The organism is Alteromonas macleodii, assembly GCF_903772925.1.
Taxonomy (GTDB): domain Bacteria; phylum Pseudomonadota; class Gammaproteobacteria; order Enterobacterales; family Alteromonadaceae; genus Alteromonas; species Alteromonas macleodii_A.
In genome coordinates this window covers 1,381,157-1,403,221 of the sequence record NZ_LR812090.1, presented here as the reverse complement: position 1 = coordinate 1,403,221, position 22,065 = coordinate 1,381,157, and the positions used below count along the sequence as shown (strand labels likewise).

The 22,065-nt window shown below is 44.2% G+C and carries 21 protein-coding genes and 1 pseudogene; 5 read left to right on the top strand and 17 right to left on the bottom strand.

Features of this window, described 5'->3' with window-relative positions:
- Nucleotide 1 precedes the first annotated feature (1 nt).
- The 7 genes from tolQ to aspS form a co-directional block, all read right to left on the bottom strand.
- On the bottom strand, nt 2-691 hold the full coding sequence (gene tolQ / locus PCAR9_RS06085; protein ID WP_025254600.1) for a protein TolQ: 690 nt from the start codon (nt 689-691) through the stop codon (nt 2-4).
- Complete coding sequence (ybgC, locus tag PCAR9_RS06080; protein ID WP_024015995.1) at nt 681-1,079, bottom strand: tol-pal system-associated acyl-CoA thioesterase; 399 nt, start codon at nt 1,077-1,079, stop codon at nt 681-683. The genes tolQ and ybgC overlap by 11 nt, the downstream gene beginning before the upstream one ends.
- 559 nt (nt 1,080-1,638) lie before the next feature.
- Nucleotides 1,639-2,643 carry a Holliday junction branch migration DNA helicase RuvB gene (gene ruvB / locus PCAR9_RS06075; RefSeq protein ID WP_179982833.1) on the bottom strand — a complete coding sequence of 335 codons (1,005 nt, stop codon included), beginning with the start codon at nt 2,641-2,643 and terminating at the stop codon, nt 1,639-1,641.
- Nucleotides 2,644-2,712: 69 nt separating this feature from the next.
- A complete protein-coding gene (gene ruvA, locus PCAR9_RS06070; protein ID WP_179982832.1) occupies nt 2,713-3,333 on the bottom strand; it encodes a Holliday junction branch migration protein RuvA in 621 nt (206 codons plus the stop codon).
- A 36-nt stretch (nt 3,334-3,369) separates the two neighbouring features.
- Nucleotides 3,370-3,888 (bottom strand): crossover junction endodeoxyribonuclease RuvC, encoded by a 519-nt coding sequence (gene ruvC / locus PCAR9_RS06065; RefSeq protein WP_179982831.1) that lies wholly within the window; start codon nt 3,886-3,888, stop codon nt 3,370-3,372.
- On the bottom strand, nt 3,888-4,328 hold the full coding sequence (gene nudB, locus PCAR9_RS06060; RefSeq protein ID WP_179982830.1) for a dihydroneopterin triphosphate diphosphatase: 441 nt from the start codon (nt 4,326-4,328) through the stop codon (nt 3,888-3,890). Before nudB ends, ruvC begins: the two co-directional genes overlap by 1 nt.
- Nucleotides 4,329-4,331: 3 nt before the next feature.
- The gene (gene aspS / locus PCAR9_RS06055; protein ID WP_179982829.1) at nt 4,332-6,092 is read right to left on the bottom strand and encodes an aspartate--tRNA ligase; all 1,761 of its coding nucleotides are present in this window, start codon (nt 6,090-6,092) and stop codon (nt 4,332-4,334) included.
- Nucleotides 6,093-6,283: 191 nt separating this feature from the next.
- On the opposite strand from aspS, the gene PCAR9_RS06050 reads away from it, so the two are divergent.
- Together PCAR9_RS06050 and PCAR9_RS06045 are read left to right on the top strand one after the other, a co-directional pair.
- Entirely contained in the window at nt 6,284-7,192 is a 909-nt protein-coding gene (locus PCAR9_RS06050) for a DUF72 domain-containing protein (RefSeq protein ID WP_507236304.1), read from the top strand.
- Nucleotides 7,193-7,290: 98 nt separating this feature from the next.
- Entirely contained in the window at nt 7,291-7,767 is a 477-nt protein-coding gene (locus PCAR9_RS06045) for a GAF domain-containing protein (RefSeq protein WP_179982827.1), read from the top strand.
- A gap of 34 nt (nt 7,768-7,801) precedes the next feature.
- On the opposite strand, the gene PCAR9_RS06040 is transcribed toward PCAR9_RS06045, so the two are convergent.
- From PCAR9_RS06040 to PCAR9_RS06000, 9 genes and pseudogenes are all read right to left on the bottom strand, one after another.
- Complete coding sequence (locus tag PCAR9_RS06040; RefSeq protein WP_179982826.1) at nt 7,802-8,989, bottom strand: flagellin N-terminal helical domain-containing protein; 1,188 nt, start codon at nt 8,987-8,989, stop codon at nt 7,802-7,804.
- Nucleotides 8,990-9,141: 152 nt separating this feature from the next.
- The gene (locus PCAR9_RS06035; protein ID WP_179982825.1) at nt 9,142-10,482 is read right to left on the bottom strand and encodes a sigma 54-interacting transcriptional regulator; all 1,341 of its coding nucleotides are present in this window, start codon (nt 10,480-10,482) and stop codon (nt 9,142-9,144) included.
- Nucleotides 10,479-11,063, bottom strand: coding sequence for a hypothetical protein (locus PCAR9_RS06030; protein WP_179982824.1), 585 nt, complete (start codon nt 11,061-11,063; stop codon nt 10,479-10,481). The genes PCAR9_RS06035 and PCAR9_RS06030 overlap by 4 nt, the downstream gene beginning before the upstream one ends.
- Before the next feature lies 1 nt (nt 11,064).
- Nucleotides 11,065-12,462 (bottom strand): sensor histidine kinase, encoded by a 1,398-nt coding sequence (locus PCAR9_RS06025; RefSeq protein WP_179982823.1) that lies wholly within the window; start codon nt 12,460-12,462, stop codon nt 11,065-11,067.
- A gap of 62 nt (nt 12,463-12,524) precedes the next feature.
- Complete coding sequence (locus PCAR9_RS06020) at nt 12,525-12,806, bottom strand: EF-hand domain-containing protein (RefSeq protein WP_232091130.1); 282 nt, start codon at nt 12,804-12,806, stop codon at nt 12,525-12,527.
- Between the two features lie 301 nt (nt 12,807-13,107).
- Nucleotides 13,108-14,754, bottom strand: a pseudogene (locus tag PCAR9_RS20050) (putative bifunctional diguanylate cyclase/phosphodiesterase).
- Between the two features lie 581 nt (nt 14,755-15,335).
- On the bottom strand, nt 15,336-15,779 hold the full coding sequence (locus PCAR9_RS06010; protein ID WP_179982822.1) for a tellurite resistance TerB family protein: 444 nt from the start codon (nt 15,777-15,779) through the stop codon (nt 15,336-15,338).
- A gap of 163 nt (nt 15,780-15,942) precedes the next feature.
- Complete coding sequence (locus PCAR9_RS06005) at nt 15,943-17,619, bottom strand: fused response regulator/phosphatase (protein ID WP_179982821.1); 1,677 nt, start codon at nt 17,617-17,619, stop codon at nt 15,943-15,945.
- Between the two features lie 20 nt (nt 17,620-17,639).
- Nucleotides 17,640-17,945 (bottom strand): STAS domain-containing protein, encoded by a 306-nt coding sequence (locus PCAR9_RS06000; protein ID WP_179982820.1) that lies wholly within the window; start codon nt 17,943-17,945, stop codon nt 17,640-17,642.
- Between the two features lie 170 nt (nt 17,946-18,115).
- On the opposite strand from PCAR9_RS06000, the gene yciH reads away from it, so the two are divergent.
- From yciH to pheA, 3 genes are all read left to right on the top strand, one after another.
- Nucleotides 18,116-18,448 carry a stress response translation initiation inhibitor YciH gene (gene yciH / locus PCAR9_RS05995; protein WP_179982819.1) on the top strand — a complete coding sequence of 111 codons (333 nt, stop codon included), beginning with the start codon at nt 18,116-18,118 and terminating at the stop codon, nt 18,446-18,448.
- Nucleotides 18,449-18,509: 61 nt separating this feature from the next.
- Nucleotides 18,510-19,310, top strand: coding sequence for a response regulator (locus PCAR9_RS05990; protein WP_179982818.1), 801 nt, complete (start codon nt 18,510-18,512; stop codon nt 19,308-19,310).
- Between the two features lie 307 nt (nt 19,311-19,617).
- The gene (gene pheA, locus PCAR9_RS05985) at nt 19,618-20,799 is read left to right on the top strand and encodes a prephenate dehydratase (RefSeq protein ID WP_179982817.1); all 1,182 of its coding nucleotides are present in this window, start codon (nt 19,618-19,620) and stop codon (nt 20,797-20,799) included.
- Nucleotides 20,800-20,848: 49 nt separating this feature from the next.
- Here pheA and tyrA read toward each other — a convergent pair whose 3' ends face one another.
- Nucleotides 20,849-22,003 carry a bifunctional chorismate mutase/prephenate dehydrogenase gene (gene tyrA, locus PCAR9_RS05980; RefSeq protein ID WP_179982816.1) on the bottom strand — a complete coding sequence of 385 codons (1,155 nt, stop codon included), beginning with the start codon at nt 22,001-22,003 and terminating at the stop codon, nt 20,849-20,851.
- Nucleotides 22,004-22,065: the final 62 nt, after the last annotated feature.

Below are 22,065 nucleotides of genomic sequence, written 5' to 3'. Positions count from 1 at the left end.
CTTAGGCTTGTTGTTGTGCTTGCGCAGCAACCGCTTGGCGATGAAGAATTGCCGAGAACTCTTCCATGAAGTTGCCATAGCTATTTTCTAGCTTCTCAACTTGGTGACTAAAACGGTTGTATGCAATTACAGCTGGAATAGCTGCAAATAGACCAATGGCAGTTGCAATAAGCGCCTCTGCAATACCAGGCGCTACCATTGCAAGGGTAGCTTGCTGTACTTCACCTAACGCGATGAAGGCATTCATTATTCCCCACACTGTTCCGAAAAGACCGATGTAAGGACTGATAGAGCCTGCAGTAGCTAGAAAAGGTAGACGACTTTCTAGTTCTTCAACTTGACGTGACATAGAAACACGCATAGCACGGTAAGTACCGTCAACAATGCCATTAGTTGCCGTGTTTGACTTGCGCAGGCGAACAAACTCTTTAAAACCTGAACAGAAAATGCTGCCCATACCGGTTAGGTTAGTTCTTGCCGAAAGCTCTTGATAAAGACGGTTCAGGTCTGCGCCTGACCAGAACTTATCTTCAAACTGACGCATTTCATTTCGTGCAGCCGACAAAGCTTTACTTCGTTGAAATATGAAAGTCCAAGACGCAACTGAAACGCTTAAAAGTAAAAGCATAACAAGTTGAACAATAAAGCTTGCTTGTAAGAACAAGCCAATAAAAGTGAGATCAGATGACACGCGAAATTTCCCCTAACAAAGTACGTGGTAATCTTTTTGGCTTCATTACAGCCAAATCGACGCAGGCAACCTTAATATTTCCTGATACTAAGGTAACGCCTTGTTCATTTTTAATATTTTGTTGAAACGTCATACTAGCGCCTTTCAATTCTACAACGCGAGTTTCAATACTCAACAGCTGATTAAACCGCGCTGGCGCATAGTTATGCATTTCAACGTGTTTGACGACAAAAGCGATGGATTGTTCCATCAGCGTGTCTTGTTCAAAACCTAGCTCGCGAAGCCACTCTGTGCGCGCTCGCTCCATAAACTTAAGGTAATTCGCATAATAGACGATACCGCCTGCGTCGGTGTCTTCGTAATACACTCTTACCTGATGTAAATGCATAACTATTCCCTTACCCAAAAATTTAATAATCCAAAACGGAGTTAAAATAACTAATTAGCGCGACAAAATGCAGAACAAATACACCCCACAAGCCCCACCAAAGCTAACATTTAATTAAAAATAAACCAATATTAAACACCCAGTTAACACATTAGTTTTTCTAATCCAAAACAACAATTTTACTCAATTGTAGTTTTTTCTGCTCTCCCTATAATGCACAGCATCAGTCGTACAGAGCGTGATGGTGCATAGCACGGTCATGCAAGAGTTTTTTCTCCTGTTAGACATGAGTTCCCTGGATTTATTTCCTTCAACACTTGTTGTTTTAGCCCGCTCTCTGAGCGGGCTTTTTTTTTGCCTATAGTTTGAGACTGTTTCTAACGAAAGAATCAATACCTATACCAGCCACTCGCTCTATACTCCTGTTCTCCCACGACCGACTTTGTTTCTACTCCAGCATAAATTTGTTTGACTTGCGCTATTTACTAAGCCTAAAAAAGCCCAGCTATCCAGCTAGGCCATTAATACAAATCTATACCCTGTTAAACAAAGCGATGAATTATTCTGACGGAGTAAAGCCAAAGTGCAGATAGGCGCGCTGTGATACGATGCGACCCCGTGGCGTGCGCTGTAAGAAGCCCTGTTGAATAAGGAAGGGCTCAATTACATCTTCTATGGTTTCTTTCTCTTCGCCTATGGCAGCAGCCAAATTATCTAAGCCTACTGGCCCACCATCAAACTTTTCAATAATAGCCGTAAGCAATTTGCGGTCCATGTAATCAAAGCCTTCTTTGTCTACATCAAGCATATCGAGGGCTTTAGCAGCGACATCAGCGCCTACGCTACCATCAGATTTAATCTCGGCATAATCTCGAACACGGCGAAGTAAGCGATTAGCGATACGCGGTGTACCTCTAGAGCGACGTGCCACTTCTTGAGCGCCTTCCTCATTCATTTCTAAATTAAGATAGCTTGCACTTCTTGCAACGATGCTAGTAAGGTCTTTTACATTGTAAAATTCCAGCCGTTGTACAATCCCGAAACGGTCCCGTAATGGCGATGTTAATGAGCCTGCGCGTGTGGTGGCCCCCACCAAAGTAAAGGGAGGAAGGTCAAGCTTAATAGAGCGCGCCGCTGGCCCTTCCCCTATCATAATATCAAGCTGATAGTCTTCCATTGCTGGATAAAGAATCTCTTCCACTACTGGGCTTAACCTGTGTATTTCATCAATGAACAATACATCGTTGCGCTCTAGGTTGGTAAGCAGCGCGGCAAGATCCCCAGCCTTCTCTAGCACAGGCCCTGAAGTGGTTTTGATGTTTACGCCCATCTCGTTAGCCACAATATTCGCCAAGGTTGTTTTACCTAAACCAGGCGGGCCAAAGATAAGTAGGTGGTCGAGCGCATCATCGCGATTACGTGCCGCCTGAATAAATATTTCCATTTGCTCACAAACGTGAGGCTGCCCTGTGTAGTCTTCCAACATTTTAGGGCGAATGGCACGGTCAATCACCTCGTCTTCGGTACTGGCGTCAGGCGTAATCAGTCTGTCTGCTTCAATCATGATAGTTCTACTTTAGGGAATAACACGAAGACAGCATAACGACATTATCGCTGCCTTCACTACGGGCTATTATATAGCGGCTTTTAAGGCATCGCGAATTACCGCTTCGCTTTCCATACCTTCAATGTATACACTTTCAACCAGCTTACTCGCCTGCGCTGGCTTATAGCCTAATGCGATAAGTGCGCTTTGTGCCTCTTCACGGGCGTCGTTTACTTCAACAATTGTGTTATTCGATAACAGGTCACTGCTAGGCGGTGGCATCACAATGCTTTGCGCTTTACCAAACTTAGCGAGCCTGTCTTTGAGTTCGACCACTAAACGTTCGGCAGTTTTCTTACCAATGCCAGGTAAACTTACCAATGCTGAAACGTCTTCATTTTGCACACTTGCCAAAAACTGCCCAGCCGACATACCTGATAAAATAGCTAAGCCCAGTTTAGGGCCTACACCGTTCGCTTTTATTAACTCGCGAAATAAGCCTCTTTCCATTTTATCAGCAAAACCAAACAGTAACTGGGCGTCTTCGCGAACCACAAAGTGCGTGTACACCACCACTTCTTCACCCACCGCAGGAAGCTGGTAGAAACTGGTCATAGGCATGTGAATTTCGTAGCCAACGCCGGCTACATCTACAAGAATTTCTGGAGGCTGTTTCTCAGCCAACGTACCGCGAATTCGTCCAATCATGAATTATCTCTGTAAAAGCGTGAGCTTCGAGCAGTATTAGCGCAAACGACCACGAACGGTTTTTCGGGCTTGCCCTGCCATGTTTATCAGGCTCTGTTCGGTGTGTGCGTGACACAAGGCAACGGCTAATGCATCGGCAGCATCGGCCTGGGGAGTGCCGCTTAAGCTAAGCAGGTGTTTAACCATGTGCTGAACTTGCGTTTTATCTGCGCCACCTTTTCCAACTACCGACTGCTTAATTTGCCTTGCGCTGTATTCAGCAACAGGAAGCTGCGCTTGGGTGGCTGCCACAATGGCGGCCCCTCTGGCCTGACCAAGCTTTAACGCTGAATCAGGGTTTTTCGCCATAAATACTTGCTCAATCGCAAACTGGTCGGGCTTATATTGACGAATAATATCGCCAACACCGGTAAAAATATTAGCAAGACGAGAGGATAAATCTGCCGTTCCAACGCGAATGCATCCGCTTGCTACATACACCAGTTTACCTTGCTTGCGTGCAATTAAACCATAGCCTGTAATCCGAGAACCTGGATCTATACCCAGTATAACCATTAAGGCACACTCGGTACAAACAAAGATACCGCTTCTTTATTAGAGGGAGACCATAAACGCGCCAGTGCTTCGTCTTTCGACACCCATTCGTACTGCAAGTGTTCTGTTAATACAAGGGGTAAATCACTGTTTATTTGAAGGGAAAATACGTGCTCTTTGTTGTGCACAGTACCTGGGGGATAACGGTGTAGCCAGCGGCTACGAATAACATATTTATTTTGCTTACCGTGGTCGTTAACCACAAAGCCGTGTGCTTTGGCATCGATACCAATTTCTTCACACACTTCACGATATGCCGTTTCTAAGGGTAACTCCCCCTCTTCTAACGCGCCGGTTACCGACTGCCAGAAGGTGGGGTCGTCTTGTCGTTGCAAAAGCAGCACTCGGTAGTGTTGGTCATACAACACTACCAGTGCAGATTCAGGCTTCTTATACGCCATAAATTACGATTGCTTTTTCACCGTTGCAATAGCGAGCTCTTCAAGCTGCTGTGGGTTCGCAGGGCTAGGCGCCGATGTTAACGGGCATGCCGCTGTGGTCGTTTTCGGGAACGCCATTACATCGCGAATAGAGGTTGCGCCCGTCATTAGCATTACCAAACGGTCTAGACCAAACGCAAGACCTGCATGCGGTGGCGCACCAAAGCGAAGTGCATCAAGCAAGAAGCCGAATTTGTTCTTCGCTTCTTCATCGTCTATGCCAAGAATATTGAATACCGTAGACTGCATGTCTTCATTGTGAATACGTACAGAACCACCGCCTAATTCAACACCGTTCAATACCATATCGTAAGCATCAGATAAGGCTTCAGCTGGGTTAGCTTTAAGTTCTTCCGGCGTTAAACCACGCGGCGCAGTAAACGGGTGGTGAATAGCGTGTAGCTGTCCGTCAAACTCTTCAAACATTGGGAAGTCAACAACCCAAAGTGGCTTCCACTCGCCTTCAAGAAGCTCAAAGTCTTCACCAAGCTTAAGACGAAGTGCGCCCATCGCTTCGGTAACCACGGTGTAGCTGTCTGCACCGAACAATAGAATATCGCCACTTTGTGCGCCAGAGCGCTCAATGATTGCGTTAGTAATGTCTTCCGTTAGGAATTTAAGGATTGGCGACTGTAGTCCTTCAAGACCTGCGCCAGCATCGTTAACTTTAATCCATGCTAGGCCTTTCGCGCCGTAAATACCTACGAACTTGGTGTATTCGTCAATTTGCTTGCGCGAAAGTGACGCACCGCCAGGTACGCGAATAGCCGCAACGCGACCTTTCGGGTCGTTGGCTGGGCCGCTGAATACTTTAAAGTCAACGTTAGCAAGCAAGTCTGCAACGTCTGTTAACTCTAGCGGGTTGCGCAAGTCGGGCTTGTCGCTACCAAAGCGCTTCATTGCTTCTGCATAAGTCATACGCGGGAAGTCGCCAAGATCAACATCCAGCATTTTGTTGAACAAGTCGCGGATCATACGCTCGGTAATAGACATTACGCCATCGGCATCTAAGAACGTGGTCTCAATATCGATTTGGGTAAATTCTGGCTGACGGTCGGCACGTAAGTCTTCGTCGCGGAAGCACTTAACGATTTGATAGTAACGGTCCATACCCGACATCATCAGAAGCTGTTTGAAAAGCTGTGGCGATTGCGGAAGTGCAAAGAACTCACCTTTGTGCGTGCGGCTTGGCACTAGGTAGTCACGTGCACCTTCTGGCGTTGCCTTAGTAAGAATAGGTGTTTCAATATCTAAGAAACCTTCTTCTTCTAGGAAGCGACGTACAGCACCGGTTACTTTTGCACGGAATTGTAAGCGTTGGCTCATTACAGGACGGCGAAGGTCTAGGTAACGGTAACGAAGGCGCTGTTCTTCTGAGTTTTCTTGGTTCCAGTCTAGTGGAAGCACGTCAGATTTGTTGATCACTTCAAGGCCTGTACCTAGAATTTCAATTTCACCTGTGCGCATGTCTTTATTAATTTGACCTTCAGGGCGCGCTCGTACTTTACCGGTTAACTTTACACAGAATTCACTACGTAACGTGTTAGCTACTGATAGCACGTCGGGTAAATCTGGGTCGAACACCACTTGTACGATACCTTCGCGGTCGCGTAAGTCGATGAAAATTACACCGCCTAAATCGCGACGCTTATTAACCCACCCGCAAAGGGTAACTTCTTGTCCAATGTATGATGAATCGATATTCCCACAGTAATCTGTGCGCATGGTCCTTGACCCCTGATGTTTTCTTCTTGCTTCGCATGCAATGAATTGGCGTTCAAAACCGTTTACTTTTGAGCTTAAGACTTTGCCAAAATTCGCGTAAACTTGCTGGCCAATTAACCGGCCCGCCCACAACATGCATAATGTAATGATTTAAAGGCCGCATAGTATAAACAAATGCTTGATAAAGCCCAATGACAAATATGCACAAATCAGCCATATCCCGAGGAAATCTCTATATTGGATTGCCAATGTGGCAACACAGCCATTGGCCAAGCACGTGGTTTGCTAATTATCCCAAGTCTGATAATGGATTGTCGCTGTATGCCAAGGAGTGTAATACGGTTGAAGGGAATACCACATTTTACTCTCTTCCCCACCAAGACGCTGTAGCGAGATGGTGCGATTCAACACCCGACCACTTCAGATTTACTTTCAAGTTTCACCAGAACATTACTCATGTACATCAATTACAGCATTGTGAAGAAGAGGTTGCCCAACAGCTTGCTTTATTAAGCCCGCTAAAAGAAAAGCTAGGAGTAATGATGCTGCAACTGCCCGCTTCTTTCGGGCCAGAGAAACTGCCCGTTCTAGACACGTTTTTAGCAAACTTACCTAAAAAATTAAACATTGCAGTTGAAGTGCGCCACCTGGCGTTTTTCGCTAAAGGTAATGAGGAAAAAGCGCTTAACCAACTTTTGATCCGCCACGGTGTGAATAGAATTATTATGGACACCCGAGCTTTATTTAGCGGGTCTTTAGATGCAGGCGGAGCAGATAAGCGCGCTATGCTAGAAGAAGTCAGGCAGAAAAAGCCGCGGGTTCCCGTTAACGTTATCGCTACAGGCCAGACTCCCATTGTGCGCTTCGTGGGTAATGATATTGATGACGACAACCAGCGCTGTTTATTGCCCTGGGTGAAAAAAGTGAAGCTTTGGCAAAGCGAAGGAAAAGATGTGTACTTTTTTTGTCACCGCCCTGACAACAAAGACGCACCATGGCTGGCGCAACAGTTTATTGATTTGTACAACGCTGAAGAGATAGCCCACCGGTTAGACAACCTTTCAATTAGAAATCAGCCAGCTCAAAATGCCTTGTTTTAGACAATAACTGCTTAATAGATAGTATTTTTCTGATTTAAAGGTAAACTACGACGGTTATTAGTTTTTGTGTTAAACTACTTTTTATCGTGACCCCCTCAATGAATCATGAATACGAAAAAGCACGTCTTGCTGCTTTGGAATCGTTAGATATATTAGACACTCCCCCCAGCGAACAACTTGATGCGCTTACTAAAAAAGTCCAAGAAGAATTTAGTGCTAAAACCTGCTTGGTAAGCCTGGTTGCTGAAGACCGTCAATGGTTTAAGTCGCGTCAATGCATGGACGCTACAGAAACACCCCGTAACATCTCTTTTTGCACTTATGCCATTGCAGAAGAGGAATATTTAATAGTACCAGATGCAAAAGCTGAAAAAGTATTCGCTAATAACCCGTTGGTGACTGGCAAGCCATATATTCGGGCGTATGCGGGTGCAATTTTACGTAATAAAGACGGCTATGAACTAGGTACCTTATGCCTTCTGTTTGATGAACCAAGAGACTTTACAGAAACTGAGATAGTGAGCTTAAAAAACTATGCTCGCACAGCGGAAATGATCATTTTTTCAGAACATTAAGGTCGTCGTTCCGCACACTACTTCGAGTGTAGGTTCAATTTAACAGGAACAGAACATTTTGTGGCATTTGATTGGCCATTGCTAAGACACTGACATTAGCCTTCTGTAGAATAGAAAAACGCGTTTCTTGGGCAGTAACGCTAGCAAAATCCGACTGAGTTATTTGGGCACTGGCACGCTGTAAATTTACGCTCGTGCTCGACATACTTTTGAGCGCTGAAGAAAAGCGGTTTGACGTTGCCCCCATATCTGTTCGCAAATTACTTATAATTTCAATGGCGTTATCGACCATGTCTAATGTGCTTCCATTTTGCTGTGCACTTTGCGCATCGTACTGACCGACTTTGCTGTTCAAACTCGACGATATTTGAAACTCACCTGTCGGGGTAGCCACGCGGATATCGGCATTGGTCTGATTAAGGATTACATCGCCTGTTACAAAATTAGTGCTTGTTGCATTGAGCCCTAAAATTTCGTTGGCCGTAGTGCTAATTAGCGCCGCATTAACGCCTCGATTTTCCACTAACTGAACAGCCCGCTCTACAAACGTTAACCCGCTATCGGTTGAAACGCTCAATCTTTTTTCTCCGGGGTTATCCTGCGCTTGAAGTATCACTTCGCCGGCATTTAGTGCGCTCGATCCGGATACACTCTGCCCTGACAAGCTTTGAGGTTGTTGACCAGACGCTGATACTGAAAACCCCGTCAAACCCAGTCCGGCAAGACCAATCCCATCACCATCTTGCGTTAAATCGACGCGAATGTTGCTGCTGCCGTTCGCGCTTATCGCAAAATCGCGGATAAAGTTACCGTCAAAAATTTTCTCACCTGCATAAGTAGTAGAATCAGCAATACGTGCTATTTCGTTGAGGTGCGCCTGAACTTCTTGATTTATAGAAGCTAGGTCGCTTTTACCGTAGATGCCGTTTTGTGAAGCTATAGACAGCGTGCGAATGTCATTCAAGTGGCGAGTGACTTCGCTTAGGCTACCATCAACTACTTGTAACAGCGCTTGCCCGCTATTAGCGTTTTCGACGGCTTGATTGAGTCCGATTGTTTGACTGCTAAGGCGCTCAGAGATTTGGAGGCCCGCCGCATCATCACTCGCTTTGTTGATACGAAGCCCTGAACTTAGTTGCTCGAAGGAACGACTCAGGCCTTTGTTTACACCGAACAGGGTGTTTGTAGCCTGTTGTGTGGCTACATTGGTATGCAAAAACATAGTGAATCACCATATACATAACACCTAATATAAAGATAGTAGAATGTAAGTGGCTTACACCGTTTCCGTTCAAAAAATAAACTAAAGAATAATGCAGAAATAAAAACAGGGGCTTATAGCCCCTGTTAATTCAGTCACAATTTAAAACTGACTTATCTGAAATCAGCGGCATCTAAATCATGCTTTTTCATAAGTTTGTGCATGTCCGTTCGGTTTCTACCTGCAAGCTCAGCAGCGCGTGTTACATTGCCATCGGTCATTTTAAGAAGCTTATGAAGATATTGCTGTTCAAAGGCGTCGCGAGCCTCTGTGAGCGTTGGCCAGCTCTGCTTAGTAGCTGAAAGAGCTTGTTCTACTAAATGTAGAGGGATGACAGGTGTTTGCGTTAAAGCTACGCATTGCTCAACCACGTTTACAAGCTGACGTACGTTACCCGGCCAAGATGAAGTCACTAACTGTTGCATTGCATCGTCAGAGAACTGGCTTACATTCACACCATGACGCTGTGCACTTTGCTGAAGCAGCGAGCGAGCCAGTAGTGGAATGTCCTCACTACGCGATTTCAGCGATGGAAGCTTAAGGTTGACTACATTCAAGCGGTAGTACAAGTCTTCGCGGAAGGTGCCCTCTTCCATTTCTTTATGCAAATCTTTGTGCGTGGCAGAAATAATACGTACATCAATATCTACGTGTTTACTGCTGCCAACCGGACGAATCTGGCGTTCTTGTAATGCACGAAGAAGTTTAACTTGAAGTGTCATTGGCATATCGCCAATTTCGTCTAAAAATAGCGTACCACCGTCGGCTTCCCTAAATAAGCCAGGATGGGCTGCTACGGCGCCGGTAAACGCGCCCTTTGCGTGACCAAACAATTCAGATTCAAGTAAGTTTTCAGGTAGCGCACCACAGTTAATCGCTATAAATGGTTTATCGCTGCGGTTACTGGCTTTATGGATAGCATTCGCCAACAGTTCTTTACCTGTGCCGCTGGCGCCACTGATAAGAACAGATACTTCGCGCTGGGCAATACGAAACGCTTGGTCAAGGACATTGAGCATTTCGGGTGAACGGGTGATTATGTCTTTTGCCCAATCCCCTGGCTGCGCAGCTTGAGATTGACTCAATGCTTTTTGCAATAATGCGCGCAATTCATCGTGATCAACGGGTTTAGGTAAGAAACCAAAGACACCGCGCTGAGTGGCAGCAACCGCATCAGCAATAGTGCCATGGGCCGTCATTAAAATAACAGGGATGTCTTTTCTGATTCCCATTATCTCTTCAAATAGGCTTAAACCGTCTAAGCCCGGCATGCGAAGATCACTTAATACAACATCATAGTTATCGTTCTGAAGTTTTCTCAGCGCCGATTGACCGTCTTCCACTGCGGTCACAGTGTATCCCTCGCCTTCAAGGCGAATGGTCAACAAGCGCAATAAGCTTTTATCATCATCAACCAACAATAAGTTAGGGTTACTACTCGCCTTCTCGCTCACTGTTGTGTACTCCTGTTTTTGTCCATCAGTGTTGCTTCTATTTGCAACAGTTCTTCTAATTTTTTACGCAGATTAACGGCTTCTTGTTCTAGCGCCTTAACCTTTTCTCCACGAGATGTATTTTCTTGTTCCAACACGACCATTGCGGACTCAAGCTGCATTATCTGGTTGTTTTGCGAAGCAGCAATAACATTAACTACTTCTTGGGCTTCTGCCGTGAATGTGCCCGCGATATCATTTAATGCTAGTTGTGCGCGCAACCTGTCTTGATAAGGGGTATCAATAGGTAGCGTTAAAATATAAGCATGGATGGTGTCAAACGCTGAATCCCCCAATGCTTTTAAAGCCTGCTTACGCTCTACCCAAGGTTGATTCGCTGCTGCAATCCACGTATTAAGCCAATAGGCTGCATCGCAATTGTGTTCAAAAACAGGTGGCGGCTCGTTAAACAAACAGATACCACGTTCTATTTTTGCTACAGGTGTCACTTTTTCTGGCTCACCCGTGTTGCTGCTGTTTCTGGTTAAACTCTGACATCCTGTCAGTACCAGCAAGGCAACAATTAAACCACTTATTCTCATTTTATTTTTCCTGTTGCGGAATGGTCACTCTAAAGCAAACATCGGCATAGTCTACATCTACCACTTTTACATCACCATGCATTAGTCGAGCGCAATCGGCAACAATTGATAATCCTAACCCCGTTCCGATAACATTGTCGTTTCTTGGCTCGGTCCCGCGGATAAAAGGTTCAAACAGCGTGTGTACTGATTCTGGCGCTATGCGTTTTCCTCGGTTGGCGACATCCAGTACAAGGCTATCATTTTCGTTATAAAGGCTAATATTTATCGGCCGTCCAACTGCTCCATGTGCTACAGCATTGGACACTAGGTTATCAAGTATTCTTCTAAATAATTCCTCGTCTACATATACTGAAGATGAGGAGATATTCACGTCTACCTCTCTATCTTGAATGGCGAGGGCGTAGTCCTCTAAACAGGCTTCGACTAATTTATTTGCATTACTTTCAACAATTTTAGGCTGCGCTTGTTGTAGTAGCAGATTGTAGTCGAGTAGTTTCTCAACCAAAGTATTGAGACGCTGGGTACTTGCAGTAAGTAATGACAAAACTTCTCGTTGAGCGTTATTTAATTCGCCTACCACGTTTTCTGATAATAAACTGCAGCCTTCTTTAATGCTTGCTAAGGGTGTTTTTAGTTCGTGCGCGGCATGCCTCAATAGTGCGGTTCTAATGTGCTCTAGCTGCTGCAGACGATCATAAAGCCAGTGCAAATCTTTCTCTACATCAATAAGTTCTCTAGGTGCCTGCTTAGACAGTGGCGGAAGCTGACCGTCACTATGTGCCATGATACGAATAATTTTTTTGAGGTTATTAACGGGATTTACAATTAGTTGGCTGCCCATCAATATCAGAAGTAACGACACGCTAACCAGCATTGCAGTAGACCATGCCTGTTTTGCCTGCATGGCGTTTAAGTCGTCTTGTTGTACCTTAACCCGCTCTGTTATGGCCGCTTCTACATCGTCACGCAGTTGGTCAACACTATCTCCTACCGATGCTAGATACGCATTGAGCAGCAGCTGATCTTCGATGGCACGATATTCAGCGAGTTGATTAAGTTGCTCAGATAAACGGGAACAGGTTGCTGGTACGGAAAGCGCCTGACATAAGTTATCGGCTGCCACAGCAAACTGGTCTATGGCATTATCAGAGAGCTGCGCCACCCTGTCGTTACGTAAAACGGCAAACTGTCTGATACTGCGCTCTACATCGACCACTGCGTTATCCAGACGTTGCATATCACTTACGACATCCACCACAAAGCGCGTTTCAAGGGTAGTCATTTGACCTACCTTTGCTAAATCGCTCTGGCTTTGCCAAAGAAGCGCAATAAGGGGAATAAGGGCCAGTACAAAACTTCCTAACGTTAACTGCCTTAGTGAACCAAGTTGTACCAAGCGCTCACCAAACGATACCTTGTTTATCAGAACCCTACCCTCATTGATGTTGATGTTCTTTCCTACTCACTCGCGGTGAGCTTTTTGTTACCTGGCGTAAGCTTGCTCTTCGCCAACTCGGCTTCAGAGAGCTTACCGTCTTCGTTGTCGTCAATCAGCCCAAAGTTTCGCAGTAATTCTGTATGTCTTACTGCTTCTTTAAGTGAAATAAGACCATCTTTGTTTGTATCTAATTTCTGCATAAGCGTGCGCGCTGGTGTAGCATGCGCATCGGCTACTGAAACGGCTTGTACCGCAGCAACTGCACAAAGTGCTAATAAAACTTTTTCGAGACGTTTCATCATGAATCCTCCGCTAAACGCTTTTTAAAATCCTTCTCAATTCGCCAATTGCTAATCTCTGATGGTTACCGCCATTTCGCAATCAGTTATGTGGATATTACCATTAGTCTTCAATTAACCACTATGTTTAATGCATTCAAACTACCTATGCTATTTTCAGACCAAAAGAAATATTAACAATATATACAACAACTTAAGAGTTTCACCGTTAGTCCCTCTCCTGTAATTAAAGGGCGGGTGTTGCAATAAAGAAACACTAGGCGTGAACGTATGCCGCCAACATTGTCGACATACTTTTGTAGATTTAAGCAAATTGTTCAGCTTTATACTGGTAGGGAGAAACGACAAGGTCATTGATGGGGACAGGTTTGCTAAACATGAACCCCTGAACGTTGTCACAGCCGTGCTCTATCAGATAATGCCATTGCTCAAGGTTTTCTATCCCTTCAGCGCAAACTGAAAGTGATAGGCGTTTTGCCAAATCGATAATAGCGCCTGTTACTAGTCGGCTTCGTTCTGAAGATTAGAGTTCAGTCACAAACTGCCTGTCTACTTTGAGGGTATCTATATTGATTTGAGTGAGATAACTCAAAGATGAATAACCCGTACCAAAATCGTCAAGCGCGATAGCACATCCCATATTACTAATGCGCCTGAAAAACTTATTAGAAAGCGAGAAGTTTTCAAGATAAGCACTTTCGGTAACTTCAAATTCAATGTTCTCTGGGTTCACGTCATAAAGCGTAAAAGTATTGTAGATATGATCGAACAGTTGATTACTTCTCAAATCATGACCGGATAAATTAATAGAGGCCCTGAAAGGCCCCTTTGCCCAGCGTGTGAGGTTAGGCATATCCATACACACTCGGTTGATGACCCAACGCGTAATAGCGGTGATCTTCCCGCCTTGTTCCGCGATAGGAATAAACTCGTTTGGCATGACAAGGCCGAACTCAGGATGCTGCCAACGAATCAATGCTTCAGCACCAATTACGTTGCCGGTGTTGTTTACTTTAACTTGGTAGTAAACGACAAACTCATCGTTGGTTATACCTTGTTCAATACCATTGGCTAGATGCAGTTTACGCTTGTGAGATTCCACCATATCCGGCGTAAATAATGTGTAGCTTCCCCTCCCCCTTGCCTTTGAACGATACATGGCTAAATCAGCGTTACTCATAAGCTCACTTAAATCGTACCCTGCATCAGACGCTGTGGCCACGCCGACACTCAACCCTACGGTAAGCGATAGCCCTCTGAGTTCAAAGGGCTCGTCGAACGCTGTAATTAGCCGCGTTGCTAAACTCTTTGCTTGATCTGCCGTCGCATCTCTATCTGGGAGGACTAAAAACTCGTCGCCGCCTAAACGAGCAAACAAGTCACCGTCTCTGAGCAAACACTGCACCCTATCTGCAACTTCTATCAAAATAAGGTCGCCGGTTTCGTGTCCTAGCGAATCATTTATCCCTTTAAAGCCATCAAGATCGAAAAATAGTAACAATAGATCTTCGTCATTTCTTTTTGCTCGGGCTAACTCTAGTCTTAAATTATCAAGAACAAACTGTCTGTTAGGTAACCCTGTCAAACTATCGAAATTCGCAAGGCGAGACATTGTCTCTTGCTGGTCGACCAAGGTTTGTTTTTGTTCAAAGTTCACCAGTAACTCAACTTCGATAGCATCTAATAAGCTGTTAATGTTGGTGGCTATGCTGCCTATCTCATTAGATGAGTTTATGGAGCTTCGTAGCGCGTAATCTTTGGTTTCAAACACTTCTTGTGTAAACCGCCCTAACGAGGCCAAAGGTGAAATTAATCTGGATACTATGAAAATACATACGCCAGTACACAATAGCCAAAGTGCTATAAAAACTGGTATTTGTTCTAAAAACTGCCGAGCACTATTTGTCGTCTGAACGTTGGTGGTGTCAGCGTAAATAACAATGTGTCCCATGGGATAAAGGCTACTACCAACAATTTGATGGGAAACAATGACACCTTCGTATTGGTTTATACCATAAGGAACGCTTTGAGGTGTTTTGGGGACCGTGGGGTCGCTTATTTCGAGCACTTTTTCAAGCTGAATAGCAGAGATAACGCGGTAGTTATTGTCGTAAAAAGCTGCTGATAAAAGCTGTTGATGTTCTTTTATGGGTTGGAACAACATAGAGAGTAACGCGTCGTTCCCAGGGTTCCTTTCCATCATCTCTGATAATTGTAGCGCAAGAGAATTACTTAAAGCGGCGGTGTTGTTTTTTACCAACTCAACTACAGACTTGCTATTATCTAATTTATAAACCATAGCGATTGAGATAATTAAAACTGCCGAGGATAAGGCAACAGCAATCCCAATGGGAACTTTCAATGTTTTCAACACACGTGTGTCCTTGCTTACTACTTTGATTAAAGCGGTACATGCAAGGTTAACAATCCCCTTAACACAGCCACTTTTTTATTATTCTGGCTGCAATAGTATGTCACGGACTCAAAAATTAAAAATGGATTTTTGAAGGTATTTCCCCCATTAAGCGTTGATTATTTCGTACCTTCAACAACTTCGAGCTTTGTTTTGATGAACTGGCTGTGAGGGACATACAACAAATCGGCGATTTGTCGTATTGTACTTTCTTCCAGCGGCGCTAGGGAATTATCGGCGTACGCAATAACCCAAAGGCTTTTAATTACGCTAACTTTTTCCTCTGCGGAATAATGATTATTGAGAACCTGAGTAAAGTGAACAAGGTCCACTGCATCATCCGCTGTTTGGTGCCCTCGCTGTAGCAAAAGCTCCATAGCCTCATCATCGACATTTACCAGACGTTTAAGCTGCTTTTCATATTCTTCCTTTTCCGTATCGGTTACCTGATTATCTGCATTGACCAATTCGCTAAGTAAAGCAGCGGTGGCAAGTTCGATGGTGTAGGCAGGTTCCGCTTTTTTGTGAGACTCTTCAAAGAGTTTGAGAAATGATTTCAGCATAAGCCCTCAGGTTTAAAGTTATGGCGACGCAGTTTTTACTAAAGGAAACTGAGTATTTAGCTAATTCATACTGAGTGGAAGGAGATTTCGATTAGTTGCTTAATTCCTTGGATAACTCTGGGGGGGAAGGCTATATAGTCCAAGCTAAAAAGGCATCTATTGGCTAATTTCGAGTGCTTAGCAGACAAAGGACTTTGCTTCCGTTATTTTCAAACCACACTCTCTCGCAGAGTGCGGTGATAAGGGGAATGCCTCGACCGTAACACTCATCATTAGATGAGCGAGGTTCTGCTAAATAGGTTTTATCTTCCCATTGAAACCCTTGCCCACTATCCTCAACCGAGATCAGCACTTCGCCTTTCATGGGTAAGGACTCAACTCTGATGATAATTCGCCCATGTTCCATCACTTTTAATGACGCTTCACGTTTTTCGTAATACTGTTGAAAGCCCCTGCTATCACGCTTCAGCTTTGAGTCTAACTTCAGGATCCCGTGCTCAAGTGCATTATTAAATAATTCTGATAATACCGTGTACACAATTGAACGAATACCCTGAATCCCCTCACATTGCCCGGTTAATTGAAGTACACGAGGCAGAACATCGGGTTCCTTGAGGTGTTTTGCCTCAAGAACAACTTCATGCACTGAGGGAAAACTACTTTCAACTTGGCTTTGTACCGGCATCTTTATTGGTTTTGAAGTAAATACAACCAAGGTCACATCATCATGAAAAGTAGATGTCGCGCAGTGCGCTTTGGCCCGGTCAAACAAAGACCTTGCCTTAATAGCACCGTCCTCTGTCATTTGCTCTTTTACTATGTCGATTAACCCGTCTTCTAACAACATATCCCCATTGCCGCTGGCAATTTCTATAAGCCCGTCACTGCATATAACCAATTGCTCGTTATGCCCCAAGTTAATAGTGTCAGTATCCGTATTTAGCTCGTGTTCTTCCAAAATACCCAAGGCCATATGCCGAGAAGAAAACTTACGCAACGCCATATTTGTTTTAGCGGGAATAATCACTGCAGGCATCCCGCCTTGCCATAAATTTACACGATTCCCTTGCGCATTAATTTCACCAATTACTGCCGCCATAAACATGTCACTGGGTAAAAACCTGATGAGTATTTGATTTAGTTCGCTAACAATTTCAGATACAGATACACCTTGCTGACTTAACTCCTGAAACGCACGGGTTACAGGCAGCGCTCCAATGGCCGAGGCAAGGCCATGGCCGGTAAAATCTCCTACAATGAAATAGATGCCACCACTTGGGCTTGCTTCACACAGAAATAAGTCGCCGTTAAAAGTTTCAGCAGGTTTAAGGAAACAGTCGAAGTGAGCCTGCACTTCTGGCCGATTAACAATAGCATGACTGAATATATGTTCTACGATGGAATGTTCGCGGGCCACCCGTTGGTTAAAAACTCGTAGTGTTTTGTTTTGTTCATCAACGTATTCACTTAGCGCGCGTATTTTTAAATGCGCTCGAATTTTTGCTATTAAAATATGACGGTCGAAAGGTTTCGTTGCAAAATCATTGCCTCCTACTTCCAAACAGCGTACTAGACTGTCTTTATCTTCTAAAGCAGTGATAAAAAGAATGGGAAGATAAGGGCCTTTTGCGAGTTGTCTAATTTTAGGCGCAACATCAAAGCCTGACAGGCCAGGCATTACCACATCAAGCAGCACAAGATCTGGCTGCTCTTCAATAAACTTTTCAATCGCCTCTACGCCATTAACGGCTTCTACGCATTTTTTATAGCCTGCGTTGTAAAGCATGTTAGTCAATAAAGTACGGTTGATAGCCTCATCATCAACAATAAGGATTTTCAAAAGAGGGTCCTTTCTACAGGCTATTTAATGTCGAACTTCTTATCGAACCGGGATATTTTGAGGATCTTAGCCACTTGGGGTCTGGCATTTTCGATACTGTACGTAAGCGTTCTTTCGGCTAGTGTTTTTTGCATATTCAACAACATGCCTAAGGCTGAGCTATCCATGTACTCTGTACGAGATAGATCCACAGTGATATGACTCACATCATTGTTAAGCTCACTGTAGGCGTTTCTAAAGTCTTCTACTTTGCTGAAGTCGAACTTTGTACCCACATCTATAACTAACACTTTCCCTTGATTTTGATAGCTTGACGTTATTTCCATATGCTTTCCTTAAAATGTCAGCAGAAATGCTTCAATACATGCTTTTATCTTTGCTATCCTTATTCTAGTTGAACTTTTCTACATCGCCATCGAAGGCTAATTAAACTTTCGTATGATTACACTTTGTTTAGTGTATTAAAGATGGTTTTACAGAATTTATTGAGGTATTTATGCAAGATTGGCAAGACGCTCTTTTGGTTTACAGCACACAGAGCGGCAAAATAAAGCCTGAGCAAAAAGCTGAGCAACGGTCAGTGTCTACTGACGGCGTAGTTCGTATTCATCGAGAAACAAAAGGTCGCAAAGGGAAAGGCGTGTCGTTAATTAAGGGGTTGGATCTCCCTGCAGATGAACTAAAGAAATTAGGCTCAGAACTAAAAAAGAAATGCGGTTGCGGCGGTGCAGTGAAAGAAGGTGTCATTGAGGTGCAAACTAATGATAGAGAAAAACTGCGCTCGCTACTTACCGACAAAGGGTACAAAGTTAAGCTCGCTGGTGGTTAGCGATAAAAAACTACCGGTTCGCTCTCACTTTTTCATAAACATATAACAAAAAGAGTCTGAAATGGAAAAGCTGTCAATTTCTGATTTACACATTATTTTGGTTGAACCTTCTGATACACAACGAAAAATTATTACTACGTTGCTGTTGAAGGAAAACGTTAAGGAAATTGACCCTGTCAGTACCCTTTCCGAAGCCCGTTCTGCGGTTAAAGCCCATGGCGCCGACTTAATTGTAAGTGCGATGTACTATGAAGATGGAACCGCACTAGAACTTCTTAAATTCATCAAAGAAGATGAAGAATTTAAGAGTATTCCATTCATGCTGGTGTCTAGTGAAAACCGATTGAGCAAGTTAGAAGAGTTTAAACAAGCAGGTGTCGCCGCTATTCTTCCAAAACCGTTTGAGACTCTGCACTTGTCTCGAGCGCTAAATGCTAGCCTTGACCTTATAAACCACGATGAATTGGAACTCGATTTATTCGACGTACACGATGTCCGAGTACTGCTAGTCGATGACAGCAAGCTTGCAAGAAATCACATTAGACGCGTACTTGAAGGAATGGGGCTACAGCGAATTCAAGAGGCAGAAAATGGTGCCGCAGCGCTTACTTTGATAAAAGACCAAGCTTTCGATCTTGTTGTGACTGACTACAATATGCCAGAAATGGATGGTCGAGAGTTGTCTGAGTTCATTCGTTTTAACCCAGAAACTACCCACATTCCTATTATTATGGTGACGTCTGAATCGGCAGATAGCGCACACATGGCAAACATTCAGCAAACTGGAGTAAACGCGTTATGCGACAAGCCGTTTGAACCAAATGAAGTACGCCAAATGCTCTCTGCACTTCTAGGTAACTAAATTTCGCTGAAGCATCTATTAGCTATGGCCGCATATCGCAAAAGGTTAGCGATTTGCGGCAAACTTATTTTCAGCTCTTTTTCAAGTCCCTCATATCAAAAACGACTATACATTTTGTAAAAATGAGTTGACACAAATAGGGCTTCAACATACATTCATGGTTATGAAACAGAATATAAAGCACGTAGCATTTTTCTTTTTTGCGTTTACATCCTTTAATTAGGGAGGCGCAGCTACATGCATGAAAACCTCCCTCTAGGGAGGTTTTTTTTTAGCAACATTTTTACACGACTCACACGGGAACCTTATGTCAGACAATGCACTAGATACTGTTAGAGAGCGCATTACCGCTCTAGACAGTGAATTACTTACACTACTCTCGGAACGCAGAAAATTAACCAACGAAGTTGCTGAGACGAAAATAAAGCATCATATCCCTGTGAGAGATCAAAAGCGCGAAGAACAGCTGTTGGTTCGCCTAATAAAAGAAGGGCAAGAAATCGGTTTAGACCCTCATTATGTAACACAGATTTTTCACGTCATTATCGAAGACTCAGTTTTGAATCAACAAGCTATGCTTGCAGAGCGCGCCAACCCCGGCAGCACGCTGCCATTGAACCGCGTGGCGTTTTTAGGCGATAAGGGTTCATACTCTTATTTGGCTACACAGAAGTATTTTTCACGGAGACCTGGCGAGTTACTTGAAATTGGCTGCCAAAGCTTTGCTGAAATTATTAACAAAGTTGAAAGTACAGAAGCCGATTACGCAGTTTTGCCTATTGAAAATACGACCTCGGGCAGTATTAACGAAGTGTACGACCAGCTACAGCATACTCAGCTAAGTATTATTGGCGAGCTTACCCACCCAATTCGCCATACCTTGTTGGTGGGAACTAACACAAGTATAGATAAGATTAAAACGCTTTATGCACATCCACAGGTATTCACCCAATGCAGCCACTTCTTAGCGGAACTTGGTAACGTTGAAGTAAAAACCATGGACAGCACAAGCTCAGCTATGTTGACAGTTAGCGAACTTCAGCGCGACGACGTAGCAGCTATTGGAAGTGAAGCTGGCGGAAATCTTTACGGCCTTATGGCAATTAAAAGTAATTTGGCCAACCAAAAAGAAAACCACAGTCGCTTTATTGTTGTGGCACGTAATCCGGTTGTGGTGCCTTTACAGGTACCGGCTAAAACTACGCTTGTTATGTCTACCGTTCAAAAGCCGGGAGCGCTTGTTGAAGCACTTCTCGTGCTTCGAGAAAACAGCATAAATATGACTAAGCTCGAGTCCCGCCCAATGCCTGGTAACCCTTGGGAAGAGATGTTTTACATTGATGTGGAAGGCAACGTAGAAGACGGCCCTGTACAAAATGCCCTTGATGCATTGCGAGGTATTACGCGCTACATCAAAGTGCTGGGATGTTACCCAAGTGAGGAAATTAGCCCAACTAAAGTGGCAGCGGCAAGCGCGTTGACAAACTAGTACCAAAAAGGCGAGCTCAATTGCTCGCCTTCTTATTCATTCGTTTAGTTTATTTATCTCTTAGAAGCTGTCCGTCATCAGCCTTTAGCAACATCTGTTTACTATCTACTAAACACTTCTTCGCGTAGTCTCCAAACCAAGCGCCGACTCTCATAAACTGCTCGACAAACCCTTTTTTGTCTCCGTTTTCAAGTAACGATAAAGCGATACCAAAGCGCTCGTAAAAACGGCGTAGCAGTGCAAAATTGTCAGGATTATTAAAGATAATATCAGCATAGAGTTGTGGAGACTGGGCAAACAGTCTTCCAACCATTGCTAGCTCTAACCGATAAATAGGCGAGCTAAACATGGTAAGGGATTCAAGGTTAGGATCTTCACCTTTCAAATGTTGCCCATACACAAAGGTGTTGAAGTGGCGCATGACCTGAATATACGCCATAGCTTGATCGTGCTCTTGTGCGCTTGAGTCATGAATTGTGGCTCCCCAAATTCGCATTTGCTCAATCAGCCAACTGTACTTTTCACTATGGCGTCCGTCACACACTACTACGACTTGTTTGATCATGCCTGGCGCATCAGGACCAAACATAGGGTGCAACCCAACGACAGGGCCGCTATGCACAGCAAGCATCGCCTTTAAAGGCTTAGCTTTAATACTGGTTATATCCGCAAGCACGCAATCTTTTGGCAGCATAGTTAGCTTGCTAATCACGGCTTCTGTTAAGTTTATAGGTACGGCAACAACAACTAGTGAAGCACTGCTAAGCAGCGATGCTGCTCTACCACTTTCCCAGTCGTCTTTTTCAACCACCGAAACTTTATAGTTACTTCGGTCAAATAAACTGACGAAAACACGACCAAGAGCACCTGCACCACCAATTACTACGACGTTGTCAGTATCGGGTTTTACACATCGATACTTGTTATTTTGCGTGTGGTAAGACTCACGCATTACGCGTCGTAATAGGTCTTCTGTGAGCTCGGGAGAAACCCCTAGTGCCTCGGCCTGAGCGCGGCGAGACGCGATCAGCGCTTTTTCACGTTCAGGTACATAAACAGGCATGCCTGCTTCAGCCTTAATCTGGCCGACTTGGGTTGTGATTTGGTTGCGTTTTGCGAGTAACTCGACAAGCTGGGAATCCAGCTCGTCGATACCTTCTCGCAGCGTATCTAACTGTTTTAAGTGCTGCGATAAATCGGCCATTCTGTCTTATCCTTGAATCAAATGGCACGGGGCTTATGGGCAATTTTATATTGCCCGTTAGG

Bases quoted from the DNA above. Each gene is read 5' to 3' on its own strand.
- nudB (WP_179982830.1), bottom strand. From the start codon at position 4,328: ATGGCGTATAAGAAGCCTGAATCTGCACTGGTAGTGTTGTATGACCAA.
- PCAR9_RS06050 (WP_507236304.1), top strand. From the start codon at position 6,284: ATGACAAATATGCACAAATCAGCCATATCCCGAGGAAATCTCTATATT.
- yciH (WP_179982819.1), top strand. From the start codon at position 18,116: ATGCAAGATTGGCAAGACGCTCTTTTGGTTTACAGCACACAGAGCGGC.
- PCAR9_RS06020 (WP_232091130.1), bottom strand. From the start codon at position 12,806: ATGATGAAACGTCTCGAAAAAGTTTTATTAGCACTTTGTGCAGTTGCT.
- PCAR9_RS06040 (WP_179982826.1), bottom strand. From the start codon at position 8,989: ATGTTTTTGCATACCAATGTAGCCACACAACAGGCTACAAACACCCTG.
- ruvC (WP_179982831.1), bottom strand. From the start codon at position 3,888: ATGGTTATACTGGGTATAGATCCAGGTTCTCGGATTACAGGCTATGGT.
- ruvB (WP_179982833.1), bottom strand. From the start codon at position 2,643: ATGATTGAAGCAGACAGACTGATTACGCCTGACGCCAGTACCGAAGAC.
- tyrA (WP_179982816.1), bottom strand. From the start codon at position 22,003: ATGGCCGATTTATCGCAGCACTTAAAACAGTTAGATACGCTGCGAGAA.
- ruvA (WP_179982832.1), bottom strand. From the start codon at position 3,333: ATGATTGGACGAATTCGCGGTACGTTGGCTGAGAAACAGCCTCCAGAA.
- PCAR9_RS06000 (WP_179982820.1), bottom strand. From the start codon at position 17,945: ATGGAAATAACGTCAAGCTATCAAAATCAAGGGAAAGTGTTAGTTATA.
- PCAR9_RS06045 (WP_179982827.1), top strand. From the start codon at position 7,291: ATGAATCATGAATACGAAAAAGCACGTCTTGCTGCTTTGGAATCGTTA.
- pheA (WP_179982817.1), top strand. From the start codon at position 19,618: ATGTCAGACAATGCACTAGATACTGTTAGAGAGCGCATTACCGCTCTA.
- PCAR9_RS06010 (WP_179982822.1), bottom strand. From the start codon at position 15,779: ATGCTGAAATCATTTCTCAAACTCTTTGAAGAGTCTCACAAAAAAGCG.
- ybgC (WP_024015995.1), bottom strand. From the start codon at position 1,079: ATGCATTTACATCAGGTAAGAGTGTATTACGAAGACACCGACGCAGGC.
- PCAR9_RS06030 (WP_179982824.1), bottom strand. From the start codon at position 11,063: ATGAGAATAAGTGGTTTAATTGTTGCCTTGCTGGTACTGACAGGATGT.
- PCAR9_RS05990 (WP_179982818.1), top strand. From the start codon at position 18,510: ATGGAAAAGCTGTCAATTTCTGATTTACACATTATTTTGGTTGAACCT.
- aspS (WP_179982829.1), bottom strand. From the start codon at position 6,092: ATGCGCACAGATTACTGTGGGAATATCGATTCATCATACATTGGACAA.